Source organism: Streptomyces sp. NPDC059649, from assembly GCF_042734445.1.
Classification (GTDB): Bacteria; Actinomycetota; Actinomycetes; order Streptomycetales; family Streptomycetaceae; genus Streptomyces.
The window spans coordinates 97,713-121,879 of sequence record NZ_JBHWDV010000012.1; the positions used below are offsets into that span (position 1 = coordinate 97,713).

General features: G+C 72.3%; 18 protein-coding genes. 11 read left to right on the forward strand and 7 right to left on the reverse strand.

Annotated features, from left to right (window positions below):
- Positions 1-1,494 precede the first annotated feature (1,494 nt).
- Positions 1,495-2,772 carry a sensor histidine kinase gene (locus tag ACFV1J_RS16185; protein WP_385858434.1) on the forward strand — a complete coding sequence of 426 codons (1,278 nt, stop codon included), beginning with the start codon at positions 1,495-1,497 and terminating at the stop codon, positions 2,770-2,772.
- Positions 2,773-2,899: 127 nt separating this feature from the next.
- Here ACFV1J_RS16185 and ACFV1J_RS16190 read toward each other — a convergent pair whose 3' ends face one another.
- The 4 genes from ACFV1J_RS16190 to ACFV1J_RS16205 form a co-directional block, all read right to left on the reverse strand.
- Positions 2,900-3,514, reverse strand: a complete 615-nt coding sequence (locus tag ACFV1J_RS16190; RefSeq protein WP_385858436.1) for an ATP/GTP-binding protein — start codon at positions 3,512-3,514, stop codon at positions 2,900-2,902.
- Positions 3,462-3,920, reverse strand: a complete 459-nt coding sequence (locus ACFV1J_RS16195) for a DUF742 domain-containing protein (RefSeq protein ID WP_385858438.1) — start codon at positions 3,918-3,920, stop codon at positions 3,462-3,464. The genes ACFV1J_RS16190 and ACFV1J_RS16195 overlap by 53 nt, the downstream gene beginning before the upstream one ends.
- 195 nt (positions 3,921-4,115) lie before the next feature.
- Positions 4,116-4,592 carry a roadblock/LC7 domain-containing protein gene (locus ACFV1J_RS16200; protein ID WP_385858440.1) on the reverse strand — a complete coding sequence of 159 codons (477 nt, stop codon included), beginning with the start codon at positions 4,590-4,592 and terminating at the stop codon, positions 4,116-4,118.
- A complete protein-coding gene (locus ACFV1J_RS16205; protein WP_385858442.1) occupies positions 4,573-7,161 on the reverse strand; it encodes an ATP-binding protein in 2,589 nt (862 codons plus the stop codon). The genes ACFV1J_RS16200 and ACFV1J_RS16205 overlap by 20 nt, the downstream gene beginning before the upstream one ends.
- Positions 7,162-7,687: 526 nt before the next feature.
- Here ACFV1J_RS16205 and ACFV1J_RS16210 point away from each other — a divergent pair.
- From ACFV1J_RS16210 to ACFV1J_RS16230, 5 genes are all read left to right on the forward strand, one after another.
- Positions 7,688-8,824, forward strand: a complete 1,137-nt coding sequence (locus tag ACFV1J_RS16210) for a substrate-binding domain-containing protein (protein WP_385858444.1) — start codon at positions 7,688-7,690, stop codon at positions 8,822-8,824.
- A gap of 189 nt (positions 8,825-9,013) precedes the next feature.
- Positions 9,014-11,419 (forward strand): TIR domain-containing protein, encoded by a 2,406-nt coding sequence (locus ACFV1J_RS16215; RefSeq protein ID WP_385858446.1) that lies wholly within the window; start codon positions 9,014-9,016, stop codon positions 11,417-11,419.
- Positions 11,416-11,859 carry a hypothetical protein gene (locus ACFV1J_RS16220; RefSeq protein ID WP_385858449.1) on the forward strand — a complete coding sequence of 148 codons (444 nt, stop codon included), beginning with the start codon at positions 11,416-11,418 and terminating at the stop codon, positions 11,857-11,859. Before ACFV1J_RS16215 ends, ACFV1J_RS16220 begins: the two co-directional genes overlap by 4 nt.
- Complete coding sequence (locus ACFV1J_RS16225) at positions 11,856-13,760, forward strand: AMP-binding protein (protein WP_385858450.1); 1,905 nt, start codon at positions 11,856-11,858, stop codon at positions 13,758-13,760. The genes ACFV1J_RS16220 and ACFV1J_RS16225 overlap by 4 nt, the downstream gene beginning before the upstream one ends.
- 40 nt (positions 13,761-13,800) lie before the next feature.
- Entirely contained in the window at positions 13,801-15,999 is a 2,199-nt protein-coding gene (locus ACFV1J_RS16230) for an ATP-binding protein (RefSeq protein ID WP_385858452.1), read from the forward strand.
- A 37-nt stretch (positions 16,000-16,036) separates the two neighbouring features.
- Here ACFV1J_RS16230 and ACFV1J_RS16235 read toward each other — a convergent pair whose 3' ends face one another.
- Entirely contained in the window at positions 16,037-17,449 is a 1,413-nt protein-coding gene (locus ACFV1J_RS16235) for an amino acid permease (protein WP_385858454.1), read from the reverse strand.
- A 436-nt stretch (positions 17,450-17,885) separates the two neighbouring features.
- Here ACFV1J_RS16235 and ACFV1J_RS16240 point away from each other — a divergent pair, with 436 nt between their 5' ends.
- Genes ACFV1J_RS16240 through ACFV1J_RS16250 form a run of 3 tightly spaced genes read left to right on the forward strand, consistent with a single transcriptional unit; the run spans position 17,886 to position 19,462 of the window.
- Positions 17,886-18,401 (forward strand): RNA polymerase sigma factor, encoded by a 516-nt coding sequence (locus ACFV1J_RS16240; protein WP_385858456.1) that lies wholly within the window; start codon positions 17,886-17,888, stop codon positions 18,399-18,401.
- The gene (locus tag ACFV1J_RS16245; RefSeq protein ID WP_385858458.1) at positions 18,398-19,171 is read left to right on the forward strand and encodes a hypothetical protein; all 774 of its coding nucleotides are present in this window, start codon (positions 18,398-18,400) and stop codon (positions 19,169-19,171) included. The genes ACFV1J_RS16240 and ACFV1J_RS16245 overlap by 4 nt, the downstream gene beginning before the upstream one ends.
- A gap of 15 nt (positions 19,172-19,186) precedes the next feature.
- Entirely contained in the window at positions 19,187-19,462 is a 276-nt protein-coding gene (locus ACFV1J_RS16250; RefSeq protein ID WP_385858460.1) for a hypothetical protein, read from the forward strand.
- 66 nt (positions 19,463-19,528) lie between these two features.
- Here the strand turns inward: ACFV1J_RS16250 and ACFV1J_RS16255 are convergent, their stop codons facing one another.
- Both ACFV1J_RS16255 and ACFV1J_RS16260 read right to left on the reverse strand, forming a co-directional pair.
- Positions 19,529-20,137, reverse strand: a complete 609-nt coding sequence (locus ACFV1J_RS16255) for a GNAT family N-acetyltransferase (protein ID WP_385858463.1) — start codon at positions 20,135-20,137, stop codon at positions 19,529-19,531.
- Positions 20,138-20,240: 103 nt separating this feature from the next.
- On the reverse strand, positions 20,241-21,209 hold the full coding sequence (locus ACFV1J_RS16260; protein WP_385858465.1) for an esterase/lipase family protein: 969 nt from the start codon (positions 21,207-21,209) through the stop codon (positions 20,241-20,243).
- A gap of 354 nt (positions 21,210-21,563) precedes the next feature.
- On the opposite strand from ACFV1J_RS16260, the gene ACFV1J_RS16265 reads away from it, so the two are divergent.
- A complete protein-coding gene (locus ACFV1J_RS16265; protein ID WP_385858467.1) occupies positions 21,564-22,850 on the forward strand; it encodes a helix-turn-helix domain-containing protein in 1,287 nt (428 codons plus the stop codon).
- Between the two features lie 11 nt (positions 22,851-22,861).
- Positions 22,862-24,142 carry an APC family permease gene (locus ACFV1J_RS16270; protein WP_385858469.1) on the forward strand — a complete coding sequence of 427 codons (1,281 nt, stop codon included), beginning with the start codon at positions 22,862-22,864 and terminating at the stop codon, positions 24,140-24,142.
- Positions 24,143-24,167 lie beyond the last annotated feature (25 nt).

Below are 24,167 nucleotides of genomic sequence, written 5' to 3' on the forward strand. Positions count from 1 at the left end.
TCGGTATACCTCGGACCTGGCGAGGGGGCGGGGTGGGCCGGACATCGCCGCGCCAGTAGGGTGCCGCCATCTGGGGGCGGCGACCGGAGGAAGCGGACAACCGCATGGCCTATTGCGTTGGATGCGGGAGCTATCTCGATGGGGCGGAGCCGTGCCCGGCGTGTGGCCATGCCCACGGTGGCGTAGCCACCGGGTACCCCCCATCACGGCCGCACCCCCTCTACCGGAGCGGCGTCCCGCTGGTGCCCGAGCCGCCGGTCTACGAGCACACGGGAACGTACGGGTACGACGAGGGCCTCGGGCCGCCCCTGCACACCTATGAGCAGACGCAGGCGTACGCGCCTCGGGAGTCGTACGAGCCTCTGGAGTCGTACGAGACAGGGCCCGTTCCCGAACAGGGCGGCGAGCCCAACGGACCCGGCCTGGCCGACGGAGGCTTCGACCCCGGCACGGCCACCGGCTTTGACGCGGCTGCGGCTGCGTCTGCGGCTGCCGGTCCCGGTGACGGCAACGAGGCGTACGTCTCCCACCGGTCGTCGGCGACGCGCCGCCGCGGCAGCGGCCCGCGCCGGGCACGACGCCGCAAGGGCGGCAAGACCAAGATGGCCCTCGGCGTCGCGGCCGGGGTCGTACTGGTCGGCGTCGTTGCGACAGGCCTGTCGGGGGAACTGCTGCCCACTGGTCCGACACACGGGAGGCACACGGAGTCGGAGGCGTCGCCCACGCCCGCCGACACGTCCGCCACCGCGGAGCCGGCACCGAGCCGGACCGCGGGAGAGCCGGCTCGTCCGTCGCACGCCGCGAAGCCGTCGGCATCGGCATCGGGCATCGCCGTCTCCCACTCTGCGGTTCCCGCATCCGCGACCACGGCACCGCCCGTCGCCACCCGACCCACTGCCGAGGAACCGCCCCGACCAAAGCCGTCACCCACCAACACGGGGGCGAACCGGACGCCCGCACCACGCCCCACACGGTCGCGGACCTGCTTCCTCTTCTGGTGTTCCTAGGTGATCGATGCCCAGGGGACGGGACGGGCGCCGGAACCAGGAGCGGCACCAGGTTCGGGCGACCTGTTGAGGCAACTCCGTGCAGAAGGGGGCGATGGGGCGGGGAAGGCCGTGGCGTGCCGGTTCCCCGCACCGGCATGGAGCCTCACGGGATGACCCCGGCCGGAGGCGGCGAGAGGGACTGTGCCTCCCCGGGCGCCGGTCGATCGGGCAATCGAGGAAGGAGCCGAACTTACCGCCCGTTTACGCCTGTTAAGGGCACGATAGGTGCGCTGTCACTCCAGGGGAAGGACACGTGCCACCTTGCGCGTAGCGATACACATGGGCGCTTGCCGGCCCGTCAGGGGCGTCGGCTGTTCGCGCGGTGGGTGGGGGAGACAGAGGCATTGTCGAGCCTATGAGTGGTCCACTGCGTGCGGTGGCCCGCGCGCGGACATGCGAGGGACGGTCATTCCGGCGTACGGCTCCAGCGACCGGGCTTACGGTCATGGCTCGTCATTCTGAGGCGCACCACTCGGTGCACCCGTCGGGGCCGAAACGCTCCCCGCACCAGGGGCAGCAGCCCTGGTGCCGGCATGACTCCGCCGCGGACTACTCGCGGCTGCGCCCCACGATCCGGATGAGATTGACGCTGCTGTACGGCGGCATGTTCCTGGTGGCCGGGATCGTGCTTCTTCTCCTCATCTACTTCTTGACCGCGCAGGCATTGCGCAACAGCGGCACTGCTTTTCACCTCCTCGGTGGCATCGATCTGAGAATGGCCAGTGATGTGTGCCAAGAGCTCCATCAGGCCCAGAGCGTGGGCGAATTCAACGGTGCTCTCGACGCCTGCCTCGACGATCAACGCGATGCTGCCCTGAACTCGCTGCTGCATCGTTCCACGCTGGTTTTGATGGTCCTGACGGTGTTGGCCTTCGCTCTCGGGTACGTCTTGTCGGGGCGGGTGTTGTCGCCACTTGGTCGCATCACCCGCACCGCACGCGGTGTGGCCAGCTCCGATCTCGACAAGCGCATCGAACTGGGCGGACCTGACGACGAGTTGAAAGAACTCGCGGACACTTTTGACGACATGCTCGAACGGCTGGACCGGGCCTTCAACGCGCAGCAGCGGTTCGTCGCGAACGCCTCGCACGAGTTGCGGACTCCGCTCGCGATCAATCGCACGGTGCTCGAGGTGCAGATGTCCGACCCGAATGCCGAGCCGGCGCTCGTTCAGTTGGGAAAGACGCTCCTGGCCACCAACGAGCGTAGTGAACAGCTCGTTGAGGGCTTGTTGCTTCTTGCTCGAAGCGAGAATGAGGTCTTCGAGCGAAAGAGCGTTGATCTTGCCGAGAAGGCCTCTCTGGCCGTCGATCAGGTCCGTGCGAAGGCGGATGCGGTCGGCGTGGAGCTGAGGGGTGAACGTCAGCCTGTCCACACCCTTGGCAATGGTGTCCTGCTCGAACGTGTCGCGTTGAATCTGCTGCAAAATGCCGTGCAGTACAACATTCCCCACGGGGGCTGGGTAGAGGCGTCGACCTCAGCTGATTCCGGCTATGTCTCGCTGACCGTGGCCAACACCGGCCCGGTCATCCCCGCGTACGAGGTGGACGATCTCTTCGAACCCTTCCGGCGGCTGCGCAGCGCACGCGCGGGCAGCGGTCAGGGGGTCGGCCTGGGCCTTTCCATCGTCCGGTCCGTCGCACGCGCGCATGGCGGAACGGTGAGGGCGGAACCACGCGAGGGTGGCGGCCTGAACGTCCACGTGAAGATGCCGGCACAGTGACCACCGCCCGACGCCCGCACGGAAGCTGCGATTGCTGCTGACGCGCGGCTCTTGGGATGGCAGGGGGGCAGGGGTGCGTGGCGTGGGAGTCAGTTCGCGGGCGGGGCGGCGCAGCTGTCGCGGCGGATCACTTGTCCGTAGCGTTCTCGGCCCGGGACAGGGCGACTTCCAGGACGACCAGGAGGGCGTCCCGGACCGAGCCGGTGTTGCGGGCGTCGAAGACGGTGAGGGGGACGTGGTCGGAGACGTCGAGGGCCCAGCGGACCTCGTCGAGGTCGTGGTGGATCTCGCCGTCGAAGGCGTTGACGGCGACGGCGAACGGGATGTTCTTGTGCTCGAAGTAGTCGACCGCGGCGTAACAGTCGTCCAGCCGGCGGGTGTCCACGATGACCAGGCCGCCGAGGGCGCCTTCGACCACGTCGTCCCACATGAAGCCGAAGCGGTCCTGGCCCGGGGTGCCGAACAGGTAGAGCTTCAGCGTCGGGTCGATGGTGATGCAGCCGAAGTCCATGGCGACCGTGGTCGTGGTTTTGCCGGGGGTGTGGGAGAGGTCGTCCACCCCCGCCGCGACCTCGGTGATGGCGGCCTCCGTGGTCAGCGGCCGGATCTCGGAGATCGCGCCCACGGCCGTGGTCTTGCCGACGCCGAAGCCGCCGGCGATGACCAACTTGACCGGTACCGGCGGCGCTTCAACCGCTGTCACGGAGCGTGTCCCGTGAGTCGGGGACGGCACGGAGACCATCGATAACCCTTCGCAGTACGGAGATGTCCTGGGTGGTGCCGGCGTGCGGGACGTGGACCGCCAGATGCCCGGCGGCGCGCAGGTCCTCCGCCAGCACCCGGACCACGTTGAGGTGGAGGCGCAGCCGCGCGGCCAGTTCCGCCACCGACTGCGGCTGTCGGCAGGCGGCGACGATGTCGTGTTGTTCGAAGGCGAGGGAGCCCAGGACGGATATCCCGGACGCGGTCGCGACGATCTGGGTCTCGACCGGCAGTGGCGGGCCGGTGCCGCCCCCCGCCACCCGGCCGGCGGTCAGCAGGAAGGGCCGGATCGCGGGAGCACGGCCGGCCGGCTCCGACGGGCCCGGGGCGCTGCCCGCCGGCTCGTCCGGTGAGGCGTTCGGCTCTGGTTCACCGGTCACCATCATGATCCTCTTCTCAGCGCCCGCAACCGCAACGATCCTCTTCTTGTGCCGGCCAAAAAACGACCCTGTGCCCAGAGCCGGCATGGCCCTGTGCTCAGAGCCGGCAATGGCCCTGAGCACAGCCCCGGCGCGGACAGCACGCCTTCTGCTCGCTCCGCGGCGTCCGCACCCTGCCTCCGCCGCTGGGAGGCAGGCAGGTCAGCGGGTCGGGGCGGCGCCGGCGGTTTTCTTGAGTTCCAGCACCAGTTGGGGGGTGAGCGCGCTGCCGGCCCGGTTGGCGAAGAGGGTCATCTCGTAGGCGATGTTGCCGAGCTTCGCCTCCTTCGAGGTGACCACGCCGAGGACGGCACCGCAGCCGATGGCCGACACCAGCACATGGCCGCCCTCCAGGTCGATGATGACCTTGTTGAGGCCGCCGAGGCCGTAGTTGCCGGACGCGCCGGCGGCCAGGCTCGTGACGCCCGACACGATCGCTGCGAGCCGCTCGGAGTCGGCCTGTTCGCGCAGTTGGGAGACGGCGATCAGCAGGCCGTCCGACGACACCGCGATGGCGTCGACGACGCCGGCGGTCTGCGTGGCGAACCGGTCGAGCAGCCAGGTGAAGTCGGCCGCGGCGGCTGTCAGATCGGTGGGTTCCTGCCGTTCGGAACCGCTGTTACCTGTCGGCGTGCTCACTGCCCGACTCCTTCCGGGGTTGCTGGTGTGGCGATGGCGCCGGTTCGCCCGTTGCGGGCGCACTCTCTTGTTCCGCCCTGCGGACGGCGGCCTCGAATTCGTCGAGTTCCGACCGGACCGCGTCGGCGTCGGCGGGCCGGCGCACGTCCTGTGCCGTTCGGTCGGCCGCCGGGGTGGTCATGTCGAGCGTCGCTCCCCGTACCCGCCGTCGCAGCGGCCGGACGGACCGGCCGGGGCCGTTCGCGGACGCGGGGGTGGCCGGCTCCGCGTCGCCCGGGGTGGGGCGCGGGAGGCGCCGGGGGAGCTTGTCCTCCCGGGGTGGCCCGTCCGGCTGCCGTTCGGGCGCGGTGGGGAGGGCCCGCACGGGCAGGGGCGTGGCGGAAGAGGGGGCGGCGGAGGCGGAGTCGGCGCTGCCGGGGGCTGTGTGCTCGGCGGCGTTCGCCACGGGGTCGGGCGCGAACTCGTTCGCGGCGTCGGACTCGGCATCGGACTCGGGCCCGGCCGTGTCCGCAGCCCCGGCCCGTTCCGTGACCCCGGCCGCCGACGGTATGTCCGGCGACGTCGGCGTCGGAGCCGGGTTCACGGCCGGGAGCAGCGTCGACGGGAGCCAGACGGTGCTGGTGACCCCGCCGCCCGGGGTGCGGCTCAGGGTGACCCGGATGCCCGAGCGCCGGGCGAGGTTGCCGACCACGAACAGGCCGAGGACCTTGGTCGGTACGAGGTCGAGCCGTTCCCGGCGGACCAGCCGGGCGTTCTCCTCGGCGAGGCGTTCCGCGCTCATGCCGAGGCCGTGGTCGATGACCTCGATCAGGGCGCCGCCGTCCGACGTGACGTCGGTGCCGGGCCGGACGACCACCTCGACGGGGGTGTCGGACGGGGAGAACGAGACCGCGTTCTCCAGCAGTTCGGCGAGCATCAGGGTCAGGTCGTCGACGATGTCGGGTGCGACGACGACCTCGGTCTCGGCCCGCAGCGACACCCGCTGGTAGCCCTCGATCTGGCCGAGTCCGGCCCGGATGACGTTGGCCAGGCCGGTCGGGCGGGCCTCCATCTCGGGGTCCCGGATGCCGGCGAGCAGCATCAGGCTGTCGGCGTTGCGCTGGAGGCGGACGGCGATGTGGTCGATGCGGTACATCCGCTCCAGGACGTCCGGGTCGGTCTCCTCGCGTTCCACGGCGTCGATGAGCATCAGTTGGCGCGAGGTGAGGTTGCTGACCCGGCGTCCGACGTTGCCGAACATCTCGGCGACGTTGCGGCGGCTGAGCACCTGACGTTCCAGCAGCGCCGCGGCGGTCACCTGCACCTGGTTGAACGCCTCGGCCAGGTGGCCGATCTCGTCGTGGACCGGGACGGGGATCGGCCGCGGCCGCAGCGGGGTGCGGTCCGCGGAATCGTCGTCCTCGACCCTGGCGAGCTCCTCGCCGGCCACGTCGACCACCTGCTGGGCGGCGCCGGTCAGGGCCGCCAGGGGGCGGACGACCGAGCGCCGGACCAGGACGGAGAAGGTCAGCCAGGAGGCGAAGCCGAGCAGGGCGAGGCCGAGCATCGTCAGCGCGTTGTGCAGGGCGTCCCGGGAGAGGCCGTCGGCGCGGGCGGCGATCTGCTCGGTCAGCGACCGGGTGACGGCGAGGCGGGCCTCGGCCTGCCGGGTTCCGGCGGCCATGGCCTTGCGCAGCTGGTGCGGGGTCTGGCCCTGCAGGGAGCCGGGGTCGATCTGGAGCTCCGCGAACTGGGCCTCGATGCCGTTCTCCTCGGCGTCCCGCTCGATCCCGCCCAGCGCCAGGACCTGCTCGGGGTCGGCGATCCGGCCGAACCGTGCGGTCTGCTCCTCGTACAGCTTGTGGGCGCCGACCGCGCGGGTGTACTCGGTGAGCGCGTTGGCGTCCCGGGTCTGGGCGGAGAACACCCCGCTCTCGAAGGCCGCGTGGGCGGCGTCGGCGCGGAGCACGGTGTCGAGGAGGTTGGTGACGGAGGACGACGAGGTGCCGACGTAGCGGTCGAGGCCGATGCCGTCGATCAGGTAGCCGACGGCGGCGGCGTAGGCGGGGTCGATGGTGGCGGCCGGCACCGAGCCGCGTTCGACCTTGTCCCGCAGCACGGTGAGCCCACGGATGTACGCAAGGGCCCGGGCCTCGTCCTTCGGCAGGCCCGGTCCGAACGCCGTGTGCACGGCGGTGACCTGCTTGTCGGTGTGCTGCTGGGTGCGGCGGTAGGCGGCGGTGGACGGCAGGGCGCCGCCGGGCCGGACCGACTCCTGTTCCACGGACAGCAGGAGCGCCTGCCGGTGTTCGGCCTGTACGTCGTTGATCAGCCGGGTGACCTGCTCGCTGTCCCGCACCAGTTCCGCGCTGCGGCCGGCGTCCTGGGCCTTGCCCACCTGCGTGGTGACGCCGACGCCCAGCAGCACGCCGACGACCGCGACGGGCGCGATGACCAGGACGTTGAGCTTCCGCCGGAACGGCCATCGGTCGAGGAGCGCGTCCGCCTGCTGACGGAACGGCGGCCGCAGCGGCGTACGCCGGGACGGTTCGGGTTCGTGTTGTGGCGGGTCCACTGCGTCCACGGACACCCGGGCCTCCTTACGACGTGCTGCTGAGCGGTGACCGAGGGGGTGTTCCGACCGTCGACGACGGGGACGTGACGACGGGGAAACACGGAGATTGCGAGGTTTGCACCTCAATGCGAGCGAAAAGATTCCGCCACACGGTCAACCGGCCGTGAACACTACCGGTTGTGCACGGGCATGCAACCTGTGACGCATCAAGGCTTCGCAGTATTCAACTGTTCGTCACCTTTGGTCCGTTAAGGCGGAGGTGGAGGTCCTGTTCGCGGTCGGTCGATGCCCGTCGGGGAGCGGAATCAAGGGGAACGAAGGGGTGGGAAGGGGAGGGAAGTGGCGCGAAAAGGGAGCGAAGGCGAGCGCGAACGCGAGCACGAACTGGCGCGATTTCAACGGGTCCGGCACAGGCGGCATACACGGCATCTCCGACGGTGGGGGCATCTCCCGCAGGCGGATGCCGCCCGGACCACCGCCACCCGTAACCTGTCTCCCCCCACCCCGGCCCGTACCCTCATCCTGCGCTGCGAGGACACCCGTGCACCCCACCCGCAAGGCGGCCGTGACCGCCGCCGCACTCCTGGTCATGGCCACCGCCGGCTGCGATTCCGGCGCCGGCACCACCGACTCCGCCAAGAGCTCCGCCAAGCCCGGCTGCCCCACCGCCCTCTCCCGGGCCGAGCAGGCCGTCAAGAAGGCCCAGGAGGTCAACGCCCCCTGGAAGGGCCCCACCACCGGGCCCAAGGCCGTGCACGGCAAGACCGTCGTCTACATAGCCCAGACCTTGACCAACCCGGGCGTCGCCGGGGTCGCCCAGGGTTTCCAGGAAGCCGCCAAGATCCTCGGCTGGCACGCCCGCACCCTCAACGGCCAGGGCACGCCCGACGGCCAGCGGGCCGCCTTCCGGCAGGCCCTCGACCTCAAGCCGGACGGCATCGTGCTCAGCGGGTTCGATCCCGGCATCGTCGCTAAGGACCTCAAGAAGGCCCGTACGGCCGGGATTCCGCTGATCGGCTGGCACGCCGCCCCCGCCCCCGGCCCGAGCAAGGACCCGCAGCTCTTCAGCAACATCACCTCCCGGGTCGAGGACGTCGCGAAGATCAGCGCCGACTGGATCATCGCCCGCTCCCACGGCCACGCCGGCGTGGTGCTGTTCACCGACGCCACGGTGCCCTTCGCGAAGCACAAGTCCGACCTGATCAAGAAGGAACTCGCCACCTGCTCCGGGGTGAAGCTGCTGCGCTACACCAACATCCCCATCCCCGAGGCCAGTAGGCGCTCCATCGGGGAGGTCCGCTCGCTGCTGTCCCGTTTCGGCCGCAGGTGGACCTATTCCGCGGCCATCAACGACCTGTACTTCCAGCACGCCGCGCCCGCGCTGCGCGCCGCGGGCAAGGACGGCGCCGGCGCTCCCTTCAACATCGGTGCCGGCGACGGCGATCCGTCGGCCTTCCAGCGCGTCAACGGCAAGCAGTTCCAGGCCGCCACCGTGCCCGAGCCGCTCTCCGAACAGGGCTGGCAGATCATCGACGAGTTCAACCGCGCCTTCGCCGGCGCCCCGGACAGCGGGTACGTCGCCCCCGTCCACATCGCCACCCCCACCAACAGCGGCGGCGCCCTGTCCTGGGACTCGGAGGGTTACCGGCAGGCTTACCGGAAGATCTGGGGGGAGTGAGGAGCTGGGGAGGCGGGCGTCGGTGGGCAGCTGATCCCGGCGCTCGCTCCGCGCCCGTGCGACCGCCCCTGGCCGATGACCCGCCCGTCCGCCGCCAGGCATAATCGGGGTCACCGTGCCGGGCGCCGGTGTGCGTGCGCATCTGCCCGGAAACCGGTGGTGGGAGCTGCGCGGTGCGATGGGGGAGTGGTGGGAAGCGAAGCCCGTCCGGCGGGGTCGGCCTATGACGCGTTCATCAGCTACAACGCCGACAAGGATCGCGCGGTGGTGCACCGGCTCGCCGAGATGCTGCACGCCGAGGGCTTCCACGTCTTCCTCGACGACTGGTATCTGGTGGCGGGCGAGCCCTGGCAGGAGCGTCAGAACGAGGCGCTGGCCAACAGCCCGTGCTGTCTGGCGATGTACGGCGCACACGGCCTGGGGCCGTGGCAGAACGAGGAGGTACGCCTCGCGGTCGCGGCCCGGGTCAACGGCCGCTCGATGCGGGTGATTCCCGTGCTGCTCCCGGACGCCTCGGACGCGGCGCTGGCGCATGCGGACTTCCTGGACCGGTACACCTACTGCGACTTCCGCGGCGGACTGGACCACCCCCAGTCGTTCACCCGGCTGTGTGCCGGGATCCGCGGGGAGCCGCCCGGGCCGCCGCGGCCCGCGGTGTCGGCGTTACGGGCCGGACAGCCACCGCCCGCGGAGAGTTACCGCTCGGCCTTCCACGCCCCGGCAAGTGGCTGGCAGCGCAGCTCCGCCGTGGCGGCGGCCCGCGCCGCGCTGACCGCGGGTGGGGCACCGGTCGTGCTGTGCGGACTTCCCGGCATCGGCAAGACCCATGTGCTCTGCGACACCGCGGACGGTCTCCGCACCGACCGGACCGTGCTCGCCCTGCCCGCGGGCGGGACCACGACCGCCGAGCCGCGCTACCTCGTGGAGGAGGTCAACGCCTGGCTGGACCGGACCTTCGACCGCGGGATGACCGCCGAAGAGCTGTATCTCCATGACTGGCCGGAGGCGCTGGCCGCCCTGTTGGCGCGCGTCGCGGAGGAACCGCTCCTGGTGCTGCTGGACGATCTCGGCACGGACCGGACCGGGAGCACCGTGCTGCGCGCCTTCGCCGGGCACCCGGACTGCCTGGTCCTGGCCACGGCCATCGAGCACCTCGTCGATGCCGCCGACGTCCGCCACGTCCTCGTCCCGCCGATGTCCCGGGCCGAAGGCACCGACTTCATCGCGCACATGGCGGAACGCACCAACCTTCCCGTCGATCCCGAGGAATTGGCGGAACAGCTGCCGGCCGATGTGCTCTCCCATCCGCTCGCCCTGCGCACCTTCCTCGCGCACACCGCCTACGTTCCGGCGGCCCTGCTGGTCCGCCCCGACCTCCCGCCGGACGTCCGCTCCGCCCGGAAACTCGTGTCCACGGCCGTCGCCCGGCTGCCACCGGTGCACCGCAAGGCCCTCGCGTACGCCGCGGTGCTCGACCGGGTACCGCTCGCGGACCTGCTCTCGGCCGGGATGCCGCTGCCTTCGTGGTTCACCCTCGCGCTGTCCGATCTGGTCCCGCGCTGTCTCGTCGTCCGGGTGGCCGGCGGGGTCGAGGTGCCCCAGCTCGTCGTCCAGGCCCTGGACGACGAGGAGCCCTCGGCCCGGCCGGCCGCGCTGCACGAGATCCTCGGCGAACTGGCAGGTCTGGCGGCCGGCGCGGAGAACGACGCGCTGGCGTCGCTCGCGGGGGTGCTGGCGCCGGTGGCCCTCGTGTCCGTGGCAACCGGCGAGTGGCGGGCCCTGCGCGAGGCGGTCCCGGACCGGTTGCTGGACCGGCTGAACGCGCGTGGCTTCTGGAAGGAGTACGTCCTGCTCACCAAGGCACTGATCGAGGCGTCCGACGGCCGCGGGGACACCGCGGACCGGGTGCGCCTCCGGGTCCGGCTGTCCCGCAAGATCGCCCAGCTCGGCGACACCCGCTCCGCCTGGCAACTGGCGCGCGAGTGCGAGGTGCTCCCCGGAGCCGCCGACTCCCCGGCGCTGCGCGCCGAACTGGCGGGGCAGCGGGCCTTCCTGTCGTACCTGCAGGAGGACGACCGGTCGACGCTGCACGAGCTGGGCATCTGCGTCGCGCTGCGTGGCCGCGAGGGCGATGCCGCGGGCCTGCTGATCGCGCACAAGCTGGCGGGCAACGTCCATCTGCGGCGCGGGCGGTACGAGGAGGCCGCCGCGGCCTATCGCACCGCGCTGGCGGCCGGCGACGGGCGCGCCGACGCCCGGCACCGGCTCGACACGGAAGCGAGCCTGGCGATGTGCGAGGCACGCCTTGGCTCACCCGAAGCCGCGGCGCGGAGCCTGGAACGCACGGTGAGCGAGATGCGCGCCCTGTCCCTGACCATCGATCTGCCGCGCGCCCTGCACGGACTCGCCCTCGTGTACGAGCGGTTGGGACTGCCGGCCCGGGCGCTGGAGCTGGTCCGGCAGGCCGCCTCGGAGCCGGCCCGGGACCCCGCGGTGCGCAAGGCGGTCGACCGGATGCTGTGGCGGCTGGAGAACCTCCAGCAGGCCACCCGGTCCGCGGCCGGCGGCCGGACGGCGGAGGACGAGACCCGGTGATCGGACGCAGGACGCCGGTGCGGGTGATGCGGTCGACGCTCCGTGCCGCAGAGCTGCCGGACTATCTGCACGAGGCGTTCCTCCAGGCCGTCCCCGCACGGATGAGCAAACGGACCGGGGTGCTGCTGCGCGGCCGTCTGCGCCTGCTGGTGCACGCCTCCCGGTCGGCCGAAGCGGTGCCGGACGGCGGGGAGGCCTTCGCCGAACTGTGCAGCCGCTGGGCCGCCGAGGGCGGGAACACCACGGAGCTGCTGCGGCTGGTCAGAATGGTGACCTACCGGGCCCACGCGCTGCATGCGCCCGTGGCCGGTGAGCCGGGCGAGGAGAGCGGCCCCGCCGCGCTCGCCGAGTTCTGGGCCACGAGCGGCCACGACATCCAGGAGCTGTCCGGGTTCCTGGCCGAGGTCGACCAGGAAGCCGCCGATTGGCTTCCGGGATGACCGGCCCGCCCGCGCCGACGGCGCTCGCCGAACTGCTCGACCACGCCCGCCGGCACGTTCCCCATTACCAGACACTGATCCCGCCGGGGCCGGTCTCCGGCGAGAACGCGCCGGCCACCCTGCGCCGCCTGCCGCTGCTGCGCCGTACGGACGTCAGGACCGAGCGGCCGCGCCTGTGGTCGGCCGAAGGGGACGCCCGCCGGTGGCGGCGGGTGCACACCACCGGAACGACCGGCGCGCCCCTGGAGGTCGTCGTCGACGAGGCGGCGCAGCAAGCGGAACTCGCCGCCCTGATCCGGCACGTACGGCGCCGCCTGGGCGCATCCGTCGAGCCGTCGATCATGCATCTGACCCTGCATCTGGCGTCGACCTCACGGGCCTCGGTCGCAGCGGACCCGTCCGGTGTCCGGCTGGTCAAGTGGAACCTCAGTCGGGCCTGGCAGTTGCCGGACGAGGAATTCCGTTCCGCGGCCGAGGCGTTACGGGGGCAGGTGATCACCGTGATGCCGAGTGTGATGGCGGCGCTGTGTGATCGCCTCGGCCCGTCGAGCGGGGTCGCACCGCGGCTGGTCGTGCTGTCCGGCGAGCAGTTCACCCCGGAGCTGCGGACACGCATCCGGGAGACCTTCGGCTGCCCGGTCACCGCCCTGTACACGCTCGCCGAGGCCGGCATCGTCGCGCACGAGTGCGGGGAGACCGGCACCTACCACGTCGAGGAGTCGGGGGCGTTCCTGGAGGTGGTGGGGGAGGCGGGGGAACCGCTGCCGCTCGGGGTGGCCGGTGACATCGCGGTGACGCCGCTGGTCAACCGGGCGATGCCGCTGCTGCGCTACGTGAACGGCGACCGGGGCCGCTGGATCGACGGCAGCTGCGGCTGCCGGCGGCCCGGCCCGCGGCTGCAGTTGCTCGACGCGCGCACCCAGCACGCCCTCCTTGCGGAGCCCGACGGCCGCGGCGTACGGCGCATCGATCTGGCCAAGCTCTGCAGACAACTGGACCTCGGTGTCACCCGGGTCGCCCGGGACGGGGACGAGATCGTCGTGGAGCACGACGACCCGTACCCGGCCACGCCCTTGCAACGGACCACGATCGCCGCGGCGTTGCGCTCGATGCTGGGGGCCGGCCGGACCGTGCGGCTGCGCAGGGCGGAGGACGAAGCCTCCGGCACCGCGCGGCCGGTGGCCGATCCCGGCCGCGTCCGGCCCGCGTTCCTGCCGCCGGCGGACATCGCGGCCTGGGCACGCGACGTCCTGCACGGCCGGCCGGGTGTGCTGGCCGCCGTTCTCACCGGGTCGGCGCTCGACCCGGCGGCCGTCAGCCGCTTCAGCGACATCGACGTCACCGTCGTCATCGACGGTGACGCGTGCCAGGAGCGCTGGTACGCGCTGGCCGCGGCGATGAACCGGCATCTGGCCACCCTGCGCGTCAATGTCACCGAGCCGGCCGGGCCGGCGCGCGCCCCGCTGGTCGCCTGCCGTCTGCTGGCGGAACGCCACGCGATCGTGGGCACGCTGGAGGAGGCCGGGCTGACCTGGCCGGCCGTCCGGGAGCTGGCGGGGGAGGCCAGGTTCTGGGCGCAGAACGCGGAGAGCGTGCTGTGGACCCGGTTGACGGCGGCCGACCGGCAGCGTACCGACCCGGTGCGGGACGCCTGGCTCGCCTCCCGTTTCTGCCTCGACGCGCTGCGCTACCGGCTGCTGTGTGAGGGTGCGCGGGTGACGGCGGCCCGTGAAGTCCTGTATCACGCAATGGAGTTGGGCGTGCCGAACGTCCCGGCCGTCCGGCACGCCTTCGCCGTGGGCCGGGAGCACCGGCCGCCGCCCGCGCCCGGGTCACCGGAGGCGGACGAGTTCCTCCGGGTCGCCCTGGCCTGTGTGCGGTGGCTGGGTGGGACCCTGTGATCCTTTCGACGGCGAGCGGGTACCCGGAGGGGGCGGGCGGATGAGTACGAGCGAAGCGGACGGTGCCGGCCGGGATGCCCTGGGGCAGCCGGGGGCGGTGTCCGGCGTCCCGCAGGCACCGGGCGGAGTGCACAACACCGTCTCGGGAGGCGTGTTCCACGGCCCGGTGATCCAGGGCGGGCAGGTGACCGTCACGGTCGCGCAGCAGCCCGTGGGTACGCCTTCCAGCGCGCTGCCGTCGCCGTCGGCGGTCCATGTCGGCCATGAGGAGGAACTGGCGTCCCTGGTAGCGGCCCTGGGCACCGGGGACGGCTCGGCAGGCCCGGCCGTCAGCGTGGTGACGGGCCCGGGCGGCGTGGGCAAGAGCGAGCTCCTGATCCAGGCCGCCCACACAGCGCTCCGGCAACGGCGGTTCCCCGGCGGCGTCCTCTACGTCGATCTGCGCGGACACGACGCGGGCGTGCCCCCGCTGACACCCGCAGAGGCACTCGGGCGCCTGCTCCATCAACTGGGTGTCCCAGCAGCGGCGGTTCCGGTGCATGCCGAGGACCGCGCGGCCGTCTACCGCCGGCATCTGACGGAGCGGCCCGTGCTCGTCGTGCTGGACAACGCACACGACAGCGCTCAGATGCGTCCGATGCTGCCGCCACCCGGCGGGAGCAGGGTGCTGGTGTCGAGCAGACGGCGGCTCCCCGCGGTGGACGAGGCCCACCGCCTCACCCTCGACGTCCTGCCGCACGCCGCCGCCGTGCGGCTGCTGCTGGAGGTGTCCGCCCGGCCCGGGGCAGGGGCGGGCGGACCGGCCGCCGAGGAGGTGGCCCGGCACGCGGCGCGGATCGCCGAGCAGTGCGGTGGGCTTCCGCTGGCTCTGCGCATCGCGGCGGCCCGGGTCCGCGGCAGACCGCCGGGCGCCTTCGCCGACCTGGCCGGTTGGCTGGCGGACGAGCAGAGCAGACTGGACGAACTCGACGACGGGGAACGGCGGATGGCCTCGGTGCTGACGGTCTCGTACCGCGATCTCGACGACGACCAGCGGCGGCTGTTCGCACTGTGCGGTGTCCACCCCGGCCCCCGGCTGGGCGTGCATGCCGCCGCCGCTCTCGTCGATCTGCCGCTCGCCCGGGCCCGCCGTCTGCTGGAGGGCCTGTGCGCCGCCCACATGGTGCACGAGGAGGACCGCGGGCGCTATCGGCTGCACGGCCTGGTCCACGACTACGCCCGGGAACGGGCGCAGGAGGACCTTACGGCGGCGGCACGGGAGGCCGCCGTCGACCGGCTGGTCGATCACTACCTGGCCACCGCCGACCGCGCCGACCGGGTGCTGTCGCCGCACCGCTACCGCCTCCAGGACGAGCACGGCCTGCCGCCCGGCACCGCCCTGGAGGTCTCCTCCCGTGCCGACGCCCTGTCCTGGCTGTCCGCGGAGCTGGACAACCTGGTCGGCGTCTGCCGGGCCGCTGCCCGGTCCTCCGCGCCGGCCCGCAGCTGGCTCCTCGCGGATGCGCTGCGCGGCTACTTCTTCCTCGCCAAGACCTGGGCGCCGTGGCAGGCCACGCACCAGGTGGCGCTCACCGCCGCCGAACGGGCCGGCGCCCGCCGCGCGCAGGGCATCCTGCACAACAGCCTGGGCCTGGCACTGCTGGAACAGCGGGACCTGCCCGGTGCGTCGGCCCACTACACGGCCGCCGCCGGTCACTTCGAGGCGGCGGGGGACGCACACGGCAGCGCGAACGCGGTCGAGAACCACGCCTGGGTGCGGCACTACTCCGGGGACTACGCCGGGGCGCTGGACGACCATCTGCGGGCACTGCGGCAGTACGAGCGGCTGGGGGCCGAGCGGAACCGTGCCATCACCCTGCGGGGGATGTCACTGGCGGAGCTGGAGCTCGGCCGGACCACGGACGCCATCGGCCACCTCCAGGAGGCCGGGCGGATCTTCGACGCACGGGACATGCACCTCGACGCCGCGATGACCCTCAACGGGCTGGGCGAGGCGTACGCCAAGGCCGATGACCCGACGTCGGCCCGGCGCCACCTGCTGCGGGCGCTGCGCCTGAGCCGCTCCTGCGGCAGCAGGTACGAGGAGGCCCGGGCGCGGCGCGGTCTCGGATCGGTCTGCCGGGCCGGTGCGCCGCGGCTTGCCCTGCACCACTGGGAGCGCGCCCTGCACCACTACACCCAGCTGGGCTCGCCGGAGGCGGAGGTCGTGCGGGCCCTGATCGCGGAGGTGTGTGGGTAACGCCGGGGCGATCGCGTGCGGCTGCCGGGACCAGGGCTCAGCCTGTGGTGGTGGCTCGTCGGTCGCGCCGCTGCTTGAGGTGGCCGGCGGCGGCCAGGGTCGCGACCACGACGGCCGTTCCGGCGAGTTGGTGGCGGCCGTCCGTCGAGGTGGCCATCACGGCGAAGACGCCGAGGATGGCGGCGAACGCCAGCCAGGTCAGGTAGGGGAAGCCCCACATCCGCACGGAGAGCAGCTCGGGTGCCTCGCGCTCCAGACGGCGGCGCATCCTGAGCTGGGTGAGGCAGACGAGGCACCAGACGACCAGCACCGCACAGCCGGCGATGTTCAGCAGCCAGGCGAACACGGTGGTCGGCCAGATGATCCCGGCGATGACGGCGGCGAAGCCGAAGGCGCAGGACGCCAGCACCGACGCGGCCGGCACGCCCCGGGTGACCCGGCCGAGGAAGCGCGGCCCGAGACCCCGGTTGACGAGGGAGTACGCCATCCGCGACGAGCCGTAGATGTTGGCGTTCATCGCGGAGAGCAGCGCCACCAGCACCACGATCTGCATGATCGTGCCGGCGGCCGGGATGCCGAGCCGGTCGAGCACGGTGACGTACGGGCCCTGTGCGGCGACCTTCGGGTTGTTCCACGGCACCAGCGTGACGACCACGGCCATGGAGCCGATGTAGAAGACGGCGATGCGCCAGACGGCGGTGCGGACGGCACGGGCGACGTTCCGGCTCGGATCGTCGGACTCCGCCGCCGCGATGGTGACGGTCTCCAGACCGGCGAACGCGGAGATGGCGGTCAGCAGCCCGGAGGCGAGGCCGGCGGCGCCGGTCGGGAAGAAGCCGCCGTGGCCGGTGAGATGGGTGGTGCCGGGCGGGTTGCCGAACACACCGAGGATGCCCAGGACGCCGAGGACCAGGAAGGCCACGATCGTCGCGACCTTGATGGCGGCGAACCAGAACTCGAACTCGCCGAAGTTCTTGACCGCGGTGAGGTTGCTGGCGCAGAAGAACGCCATGAAGATCGCCACCCAGCCGTAGGCGGGGAGGAACGACACCCAGGTGTGCATGATCGTGCCCGCCGCGGTGGCCTCGGCGGCCACACCGGCGCAGAGCATCAGCCAGTACATCCAGCCCGAGGTGACCCCCGCCCAGGAGCCGAGTTCCTGCTCCGCGTGCACCGAGAAGGAGCCGGTGGAGGGCCGGGCGGCGGACATCTCGCCGAGCATCCGCATGATCAGCATGACCAGCGCGCCGGCCCCGACGAAGAGCAGCACGATGGCCGGCCCGGCCGCGGCGATACCGGCCCCGGAGCCCACGAAGAGCCCCGCGCCGATGACGCCGCCGAGCGCGATCATCGACAGATGACGCTGCTTGAGTCCGTGCGACAGCACGGACTCGCCGTCCTGTCCGGTCTGCGGGGAGCCCTCGGGGGGCCGGGTGTCTGTCCGACTCATGGTCGTGCCTGTTCATTGCGTGAGACGTTCGGTGAGCCGGAAGAGTCTGGGTGCCGGTCCTGCCCGTACGACGTGAACGCCCACTATGCGGACCGTTCGCCTACGGGGGGTGAAGGTGCTGACACATCAGGTTCGTGAGGTGTCGCCGCATGGCCGGATGTCGCCGGAAGTGCGGCGTACTGCTGTGAGTTGCGTCACTGGTTGACGCGAAGAGGTGTAGACCCCCGTCAACCGCCCGCCGGGAAGTGGCAGCTCACGGTCCACTACCGCTGGGTAGGTCATTACGCTGCGCAGCGCATGGTGATCAATGGGTGATATTCGGCCCCGCGGGCATGCGTGTTTTTCCGCTCCGTCGGGTTGAGTGGGCGTCATCAGCGGGTGGCGCGACCGGAGTTGTCGTTCGCCCTTACGTTCCACGCCTCATCGAAGAGGACCCATGACCGAAGATGTCCATGCGGAGGACGGCAGCCCGGTGGCGGAGGCGGTACTGCCCCTGCCGTTGGAGTTCGAGGCGCTCTACCTGGCCAACCAGGGTGCGTTCCACCGGTACGCGCTGCTCCACCTCGACGGTAACGACGCCGCCGAGGAGGCGGTGCACCGGGCGTTCCTGGAGATCCTGCGCCACTGGGACGCCCTGCTGGAGGAGAGCAACCTCCAGCAGCAGACCTGGGCCATCCTGCGCCGGGTCGTCATATCGGAGCAACTGGGCGGATTCCGGAGGAAGTTGGGGCTGCTGCGCGGCGAGACCGGCCTGTACGCCGCGCTGTGCAGCCTGCCGCCGCGGCAGTTCGACGTCATCGTCCTGAGGTACGTGCTGCAGTGCGAGACCAGCGAGATCGGCTGGTACCTGGGCGTGACCAACAGCACCGTCGACTACCACTGCCGCAAGGCGAAGGAGCGCCTGGAGCGGGCCGTGTCGTCGTACATCAGGGGAGAGGGGGACCCGAAGTGAGCAGTGTGGAACGGCTCCTTGCGGAGGCCGGAGGAAAGCTGCGCGTCAGGCGGCGCGCCTTCGACGTGGGAGCGGGGTTGCGGCGGCTGGCGGAAGACGCCGGCTATGTGCCGCCTGCCGTCGACGTACCGCGGGTCAGTGGCCTACCACCGGCCGGCGTCGAGGTGCCGTCGGTGTCGCGGGCGCGGCAGCAGCTGTCCGTGGTGGTGCGCTGGGTGCTCGACCAGCCCGGTGCCGCCGTGCACGTCGAGCGGCTGGCGGAGGCGATCGGCAGGAAGGGCGGCGCGGAGGACGGTGGTGAGGACGGCGCGGCGGGCGGCGCCGAGGACTGCACCGCGCTGTTGGTGAACGAGGACGACCTGGAGGACCTCGATGTCGACGGCGCGCAGGTCTTCGCCTGCATGCTCTCCCTCGCGGACCATCCGGAGAGCGCCCAGTTCTGGTGGCAGTTCGCCGCCGGTGCCGGTAACAGAGCCGCTGCCTACTGTCTGCACCTGCACCACCTCGGCCGGGGTGAGGTCGCCGAGGCCGAGCACTGGATCGATCTGCTGCAGAACTGCCTGGACGGCCCCGACGACGCCTTCATGGAGGGCATGGGCCTGTTCGCGACGTACGTGCGGCGCAACTGCCCGCCCGTACGGGTCAGGGCGTCCGGCCTCACCGCCGAGGTCGAGCGTCTGGCGACCCGCGAGGAAACGGACGACGTGCTGGTGTGCCGGCCGGATCGGGAGATCGCCCGCCGGCTGCAGGACTGTGCGCAGCACCGCTGAGACGAAGGACATCACATGAGGAAGCCCAAGCCCCCGGCCCAGGACCCGGAACCGGCCCCGGCCCTGGAGACGGCCCCGGCCCTGGAGTCGGCCCCGGATCTCATGGCCGGGCCGGGGGAGCACATCGAGCCCGTGACGCGGGCGCCCCGGGTGGCCCGGACCGTCCGTCTGCGGCAGTGGGTGCGCCGCCACCGCCACGACGCGGCCGCCCACCTTCTGCGCGGCACCTGCTACGGCCTCGGTACGGGCGCGGTCGGCCTCGCCTTCTGGTGGATCCAGCAACAGCTGTAGGCGGAAGGCGACGACGCGCATCGGCGCGAGCGCCGGTGCGCACGGCGGGAGTGGCCGGTGTCGCTCTCAGGCGCCGGCCGGGCGGTGCGGCTCGCGCCACATCGCCCACAACTCCGGTCCGCCGTCCGGCAGTTGGAGCCTTTCGCGCACGGTGAAGCCGAAGTGCTCGTAGAAGGGCAGGTTGGACGGTTTGGAGGACTCCAGGTAGGCGGGGAGACCCGCCGCGTCGGCCTTGGCCAGCCCCGAGCGCAGCAGGGCGGCCCCGTGACCCTGTCCCTGGGCGGCCGGGTCGGCGCCGATCAGGGCCAGGTACCAGTGCGGCTCCTGCGGCGTGTGCCGGGCCGCGGTCTCGATGGTGTCCCTGAACAGTGCGGCCCGGTCGCCGAGGATCTCCCGCAGCTCCTGCACGGTCTCCGCGTCGGGAACGGTCTTGGCCTGCGCCTCCGGCGGCACCCAGAACGCGGCCGCCGCCTCGGTGTGCTCGCAGACGGCGTGGTGGACGTACTGCCGGGTGAGGAGCGTGGCGAAGTAGCGGCCCAGTTCCGCCTCGCGCGAGGCGTCGTCGGGGAAGAACCGGCGCATCATCGGGTCGTCGTCGAAGGCGCGCGCCAGCGTGCGGCTGATCAGCGGAGCGTCGTCGATCGTCGTCGCCTGCGGAATGTTCGTTATCGACATACGGGTCATTCTGGACCCCGATGATCTTCGTCCGTGGCGCGGGGGGCGCGAGGTGGCCGCGCGGGAGTTCCGCGCGGCCACGGCTCGTGGGGGATGACGGGTGTCAGCAGGTCGGGCGGTGGGGGTGGGCCGGGTCGAGGGCGTTGAGGGTGAGGGTGGTGGCGGTGGGGTCGTAGCTGATGTTGACGTGGTCGGTGAGGTCGGTGGGGCAGACGTCCTGGACCGTGAGGTTGGTGACCTTCGGGGCGGCGGTGAGATAGGCCGAGGTGTAGGGGGTGATGACCTCGTCGTAGCGGCTGGTGATGACCGTGTAGGTGACGTCGGGGTGGGTTTCGCCGCCCGCGTTCAGGTCGTTGAGGAATGCCGAGCCGGTGACCTGCTGGTGGCAGGCCGGGCAGGAGGACTCCATCATCGCGTCACCGCCCGGGAAGAGGTGGGCGAGCAGGCCGAGGCCCCAGAGCGAGGTGCCGTGGTTGGTCGGGGTGAGGGCGATGAGCTTGTCCACCTTGGTCGCGCCGCCGAGGTTCTTGAGGTAGTAGCGCGGCAGCAGACCGCCCTGGGAGTGCCCCACCAGGTCGACCTTCGCGGCTCCGGTCGCGGCCCGGACCCGGTCGACGAAGGACGCCAGTTGACGTGCGGAGGCGGGGATGTCGCCGGTGGCCCTCAGCGGCCCTGCCGAGTCTCCGCCGTAGTTGAGGGCGTAGACGCAGTAGCCGGCATCCTTGAGCTTCGGTGCCAGTCCGGCCCAGTTGGCGTAGCGGTTCTCGAACGTGCCGTGCACCAGCACGACGGGCCGCGGATGGGCGGCGCCCGGGCGGCAGCTCCAGTCGTTGGCGCCGGTGGGCACGGCCGTGGGGTGCAGTGCGGAGTACGCGAAGGCCGGCAGGAAGCCGTCCTGGCGCGGGCCGACCGGGTCGTTCGCCGCGGTTGCCGAGGGGGAGTCGCCCGCGGACGGTGTGGCCTGGGTCGGGGCGGCGCCGGCGAGGCCGAGGCAGGTGGCGGCGGCGAGCCCGGTCAGGGCCGCGGTCAGCGGCCGCAGGCGCGGAGCGGGCCGGGATCTGAAGGTGCGCATGGGGGATCTCCTCTGCCGTGCTCTGGAGGGGCGCGGCAGAGGTCCCGTGACACCGGAGTCCCTTGGCCGAGGGGGCCGTGCGGAGCCTGTGCCCGGTCCCGTCCTCGGCCCCGTGCTTCTTTGTCACAAGGGCGAGACACGGAAGCTACCGCCGCGTAACGTCGGATCCACACTGGCGCCGTGCGCGGGAGCCCTACCAGGCAGAACGGGCGCGGAGCCGAGAAGATGTCATCCGCGTGACATCTTTCGCCGGCGCCGCCTCACCGCGTGGAGCCCGTGCGCCGGCCGCCCCTGCCCCGCCCCGTAAGTGTCCTCTCCCCGCCCTTCTCCCGCCGCCCGAGACGGAGTTACGCGATGGCGTCATCGGCCGAGACGTTCCGGCGCGAGCCCTGGCACGAGCTGCCCGTGGCGCTGGCCGCACTGATCCGCCCCCGGATCGACGCCATCGTCGCCGACATGGTGGACGCGATCCGCGAGGAGGTGTCCGCGTACCGCCGGCCGCTCGACTCCGCCGTGGGCCGCGACCTCGTCGAGTCGATCCGCCGCGCCCTGCGGCAGTTCGCGGAGCTGACCGAGCACCCCGACAGCGCCCAGGACCACCACATCCGCCACTTCCGGCACCTGGGCCGCGTGGAGTTCCTCAACGGCCGTACCACGGACGGCCTCCAGGCCGCCTTCCGCGTCGGCGCGCGGGTGGGCAGCCGGCGGTACGCCGAGCTCGTCCAGGAGGCGTCGCTGCCGCCCCAGATCGTGGTGCCGCTGCACGAAGCGGTACTGACCCACATCAACGCGCTGTCCAACGAGGCGGTGCAGGGCTTCCTCGCGGCACAGCTGCGCTCGGAGGACGAGCTGAAGCGGGCCCGCCGCACGCTGGTGGAGCGGCTGTTGGAGCAGCCCGGAGGGGGAGGGGTGGAGCAGGCACCACTGGGGCCGCTGGCGGCACGGGCCCGCTGGGCGCTGCCGCACACGGTCGCCTGCGTCGTGGTCCGGTCGGCGGGCCGGTTCGCCGTACCGGGCGCCGATGCCGAGCTGCTCACCGTCCACCGGGGCAGCGACACGGTGCTGATCGTCCCCGAGCCGGAGACCGGCGGGCTGATCGAGCGGGTACGCAACGCCGCCCGGGGCCGCGTCGCCGCCGTGGGCCCGGCCGTCGCCCCGCACGAGGCATGGCTCTCGCTGCAGTGCGCCCGTCTGGCCCTCGACCACCGTGCCGAACGGGCGCCGGGCACCGAGCCCGACGGCGGGCTGTTCGTGCACGCCGACGAGGAACTGGCCGACCTCCATCTGCTCCGGAGTGCGCACATCGGGCTGCTGCTCGGCCGGCGGGTGCTGGGCGCGTTCGCGGACCTGCCCCGCGGCCGGGCCGTGCGGCTCGCCGAGACCCTGGACGCGCTGCTGATGTCCTGGGGCCGTACCGCGCCCGAGGTGGCCCAGGCCCTGGGCATCCACCCGCAGACGGCCCGCAAACGGCTGCGCCAGCTCGACGAGCTCTTCGGCGACCGGCTCGGCGACCCGCACTTCCGGTTCGCGGCCCAACTCGCCCTGCGCACCCATGCGTTGCGGCGCCATGCCACCGCTCGTCCACCGCACACCGGAGCCCGGGAGGTAGCGTCTGCCCCGAAGCGGCCGCCCGTGCCGTGAGGAGGTACGTGATGGCAGGGACGGTGCCCACCGGCCGGCAGCCGGAGCTCGTGCGGCGTCTCGGTACCGGGGACGCGGTGGTGATCGGGCTCGGCTCGATGATCGGGGCGGGGATCTTCGCGGCCCTCGCCCCGGCCGCGGCGGCGGCCGGCTCGGGCCTCCTGCTGAGCCTGGCGGTGGCGGCCGCGGTCGCGTACTGCAACGCGACGTCCTCGGCGCGGCTGGCCGCACGGTATCCGGCCTCGGGCGGCACCTACGTCTACGGACGGGAGCGGCTCGGCGCCTTCTGGGGATACCTCGCCGGATGGGCGTTCGTGGTCGGCAAGACGGCGTCCTGTGCCGCGATGGCGCTGACCGTCGGCGCGTACCTCTGGCCCGGACAGGCGCATGCGGTGGCGGTCGCCGCCGTGGTGGTGCTCACCGCCGTCAACTACACCGGGGTGCAGAAGTCCGCCTGGCTCACCCGGGTGATCGTCACCGTCGTCCTCGCCGTACTGGCGGCCGTCGTCGTCAGCTGCCTCACCAGCGGCGCGGCGGACCCCAGCCGCCTCGATGTCGGCACCGACGCCCACTGGACCGGTGTGCTGCAGGCGGCCGGCCTGCTGTTCTTCGCCTTCGCCGGATACGCGCGCATCGCCACCCTCGGCGAGGAGGTCCGCGATCCGGCGCGCACCATCCCCCGGGCGATCCCGCTCGCCCTCGGTCTCACCCTGGTCGTCTACGCGGCGGTGGCCACCGCCGTCCTGACCGTCCTCGGCCCGGACCGGCTGGCGGACACCCCCGCACCGCTCACCGCCGCGGCCACCGCGGCGGGTCCATGGGGCCAGGCCGGTGCGGGCTGGCTGGTGCCGGTGGTCCGTGCCGGGGCGGCGGTGGCCGCGCTCGGCTCGCTGCTCGCGCTGATCCTCGGCGTCTCCCGTACGACCCTGGCCATGGCCCGGGACCGCCATCTGCCGCACGCCCTGGCCGCGGTGCACCCGCGCTTCAAGGTCCCGCACCGCGCCGAGCTGGCGGTGGGCACGGTCGTCGCCGTCCTCGCCGGCACCGCCGACCTCCGGGGCGCGATCGGCTTCTCCTCCTTCGGCGTCCTCGTGTACTACGCCCTCGCGAACGCCTCCGCCTGGACCCTGACCCCGGCCGAGGGACGCCCGCCGCGGCTCGTGCCCGCCGTCGGACTGACCGGCTGTCTGCTGCTCGCCTGCACCCTGCCGGTGTCCTCGGTGATCTCCGGCGCGGCGGTCCTCACCGTCGGCGCCGCGGCCTATGCGCTCCGGGCCGGCCCGCGACGCTGAACAGCTCCCCCGTTTGCCCGTGCTC

What these genes read in the sequence shown, in the direction of transcription:
- ACFV1J_RS16185 (WP_385858434.1), top strand. Translation starts at nt 1,495, where the DNA reads ATGGCTCGTCATTCTGAGGCGCACCACTCGGTGCACCCGTCGGGGCCG.
- ACFV1J_RS16225 (WP_385858450.1), top strand. Translation starts at nt 11,856, where the DNA reads ATGACCGGCCCGCCCGCGCCGACGGCGCTCGCCGAACTGCTCGACCAC.
- ACFV1J_RS16260 (WP_385858465.1), bottom strand. Translation starts at nt 21,209, where the DNA reads ATGCGCACCTTCAGATCCCGGCCCGCTCCGCGCCTGCGGCCGCTGACC.
- ACFV1J_RS16250 (WP_385858460.1), top strand. Translation starts at nt 19,187, where the DNA reads ATGAGGAAGCCCAAGCCCCCGGCCCAGGACCCGGAACCGGCCCCGGCC.
- ACFV1J_RS16270 (WP_385858469.1), top strand. Translation starts at nt 22,862, where the DNA reads ATGGCAGGGACGGTGCCCACCGGCCGGCAGCCGGAGCTCGTGCGGCGT.
- ACFV1J_RS16240 (WP_385858456.1), top strand. Translation starts at nt 17,886, where the DNA reads ATGACCGAAGATGTCCATGCGGAGGACGGCAGCCCGGTGGCGGAGGCG.
- ACFV1J_RS16235 (WP_385858454.1), bottom strand. Translation starts at nt 17,449, where the DNA reads ATGAGTCGGACAGACACCCGGCCCCCCGAGGGCTCCCCGCAGACCGGA.
- ACFV1J_RS16230 (WP_385858452.1), top strand. Translation starts at nt 13,801, where the DNA reads ATGAGTACGAGCGAAGCGGACGGTGCCGGCCGGGATGCCCTGGGGCAG.
- ACFV1J_RS16190 (WP_385858436.1), bottom strand. Translation starts at nt 3,514, where the DNA reads ATGGTCTCCGTGCCGTCCCCGACTCACGGGACACGCTCCGTGACAGCG.
- ACFV1J_RS16265 (WP_385858467.1), top strand. Translation starts at nt 21,564, where the DNA reads ATGGCGTCATCGGCCGAGACGTTCCGGCGCGAGCCCTGGCACGAGCTG.
- ACFV1J_RS16195 (WP_385858438.1), bottom strand. Translation starts at nt 3,920, where the DNA reads ATGATGGTGACCGGTGAACCAGAGCCGAACGCCTCACCGGACGAGCCG.
- ACFV1J_RS16255 (WP_385858463.1), bottom strand. Translation starts at nt 20,137, where the DNA reads ATGTCGATAACGAACATTCCGCAGGCGACGACGATCGACGACGCTCCG.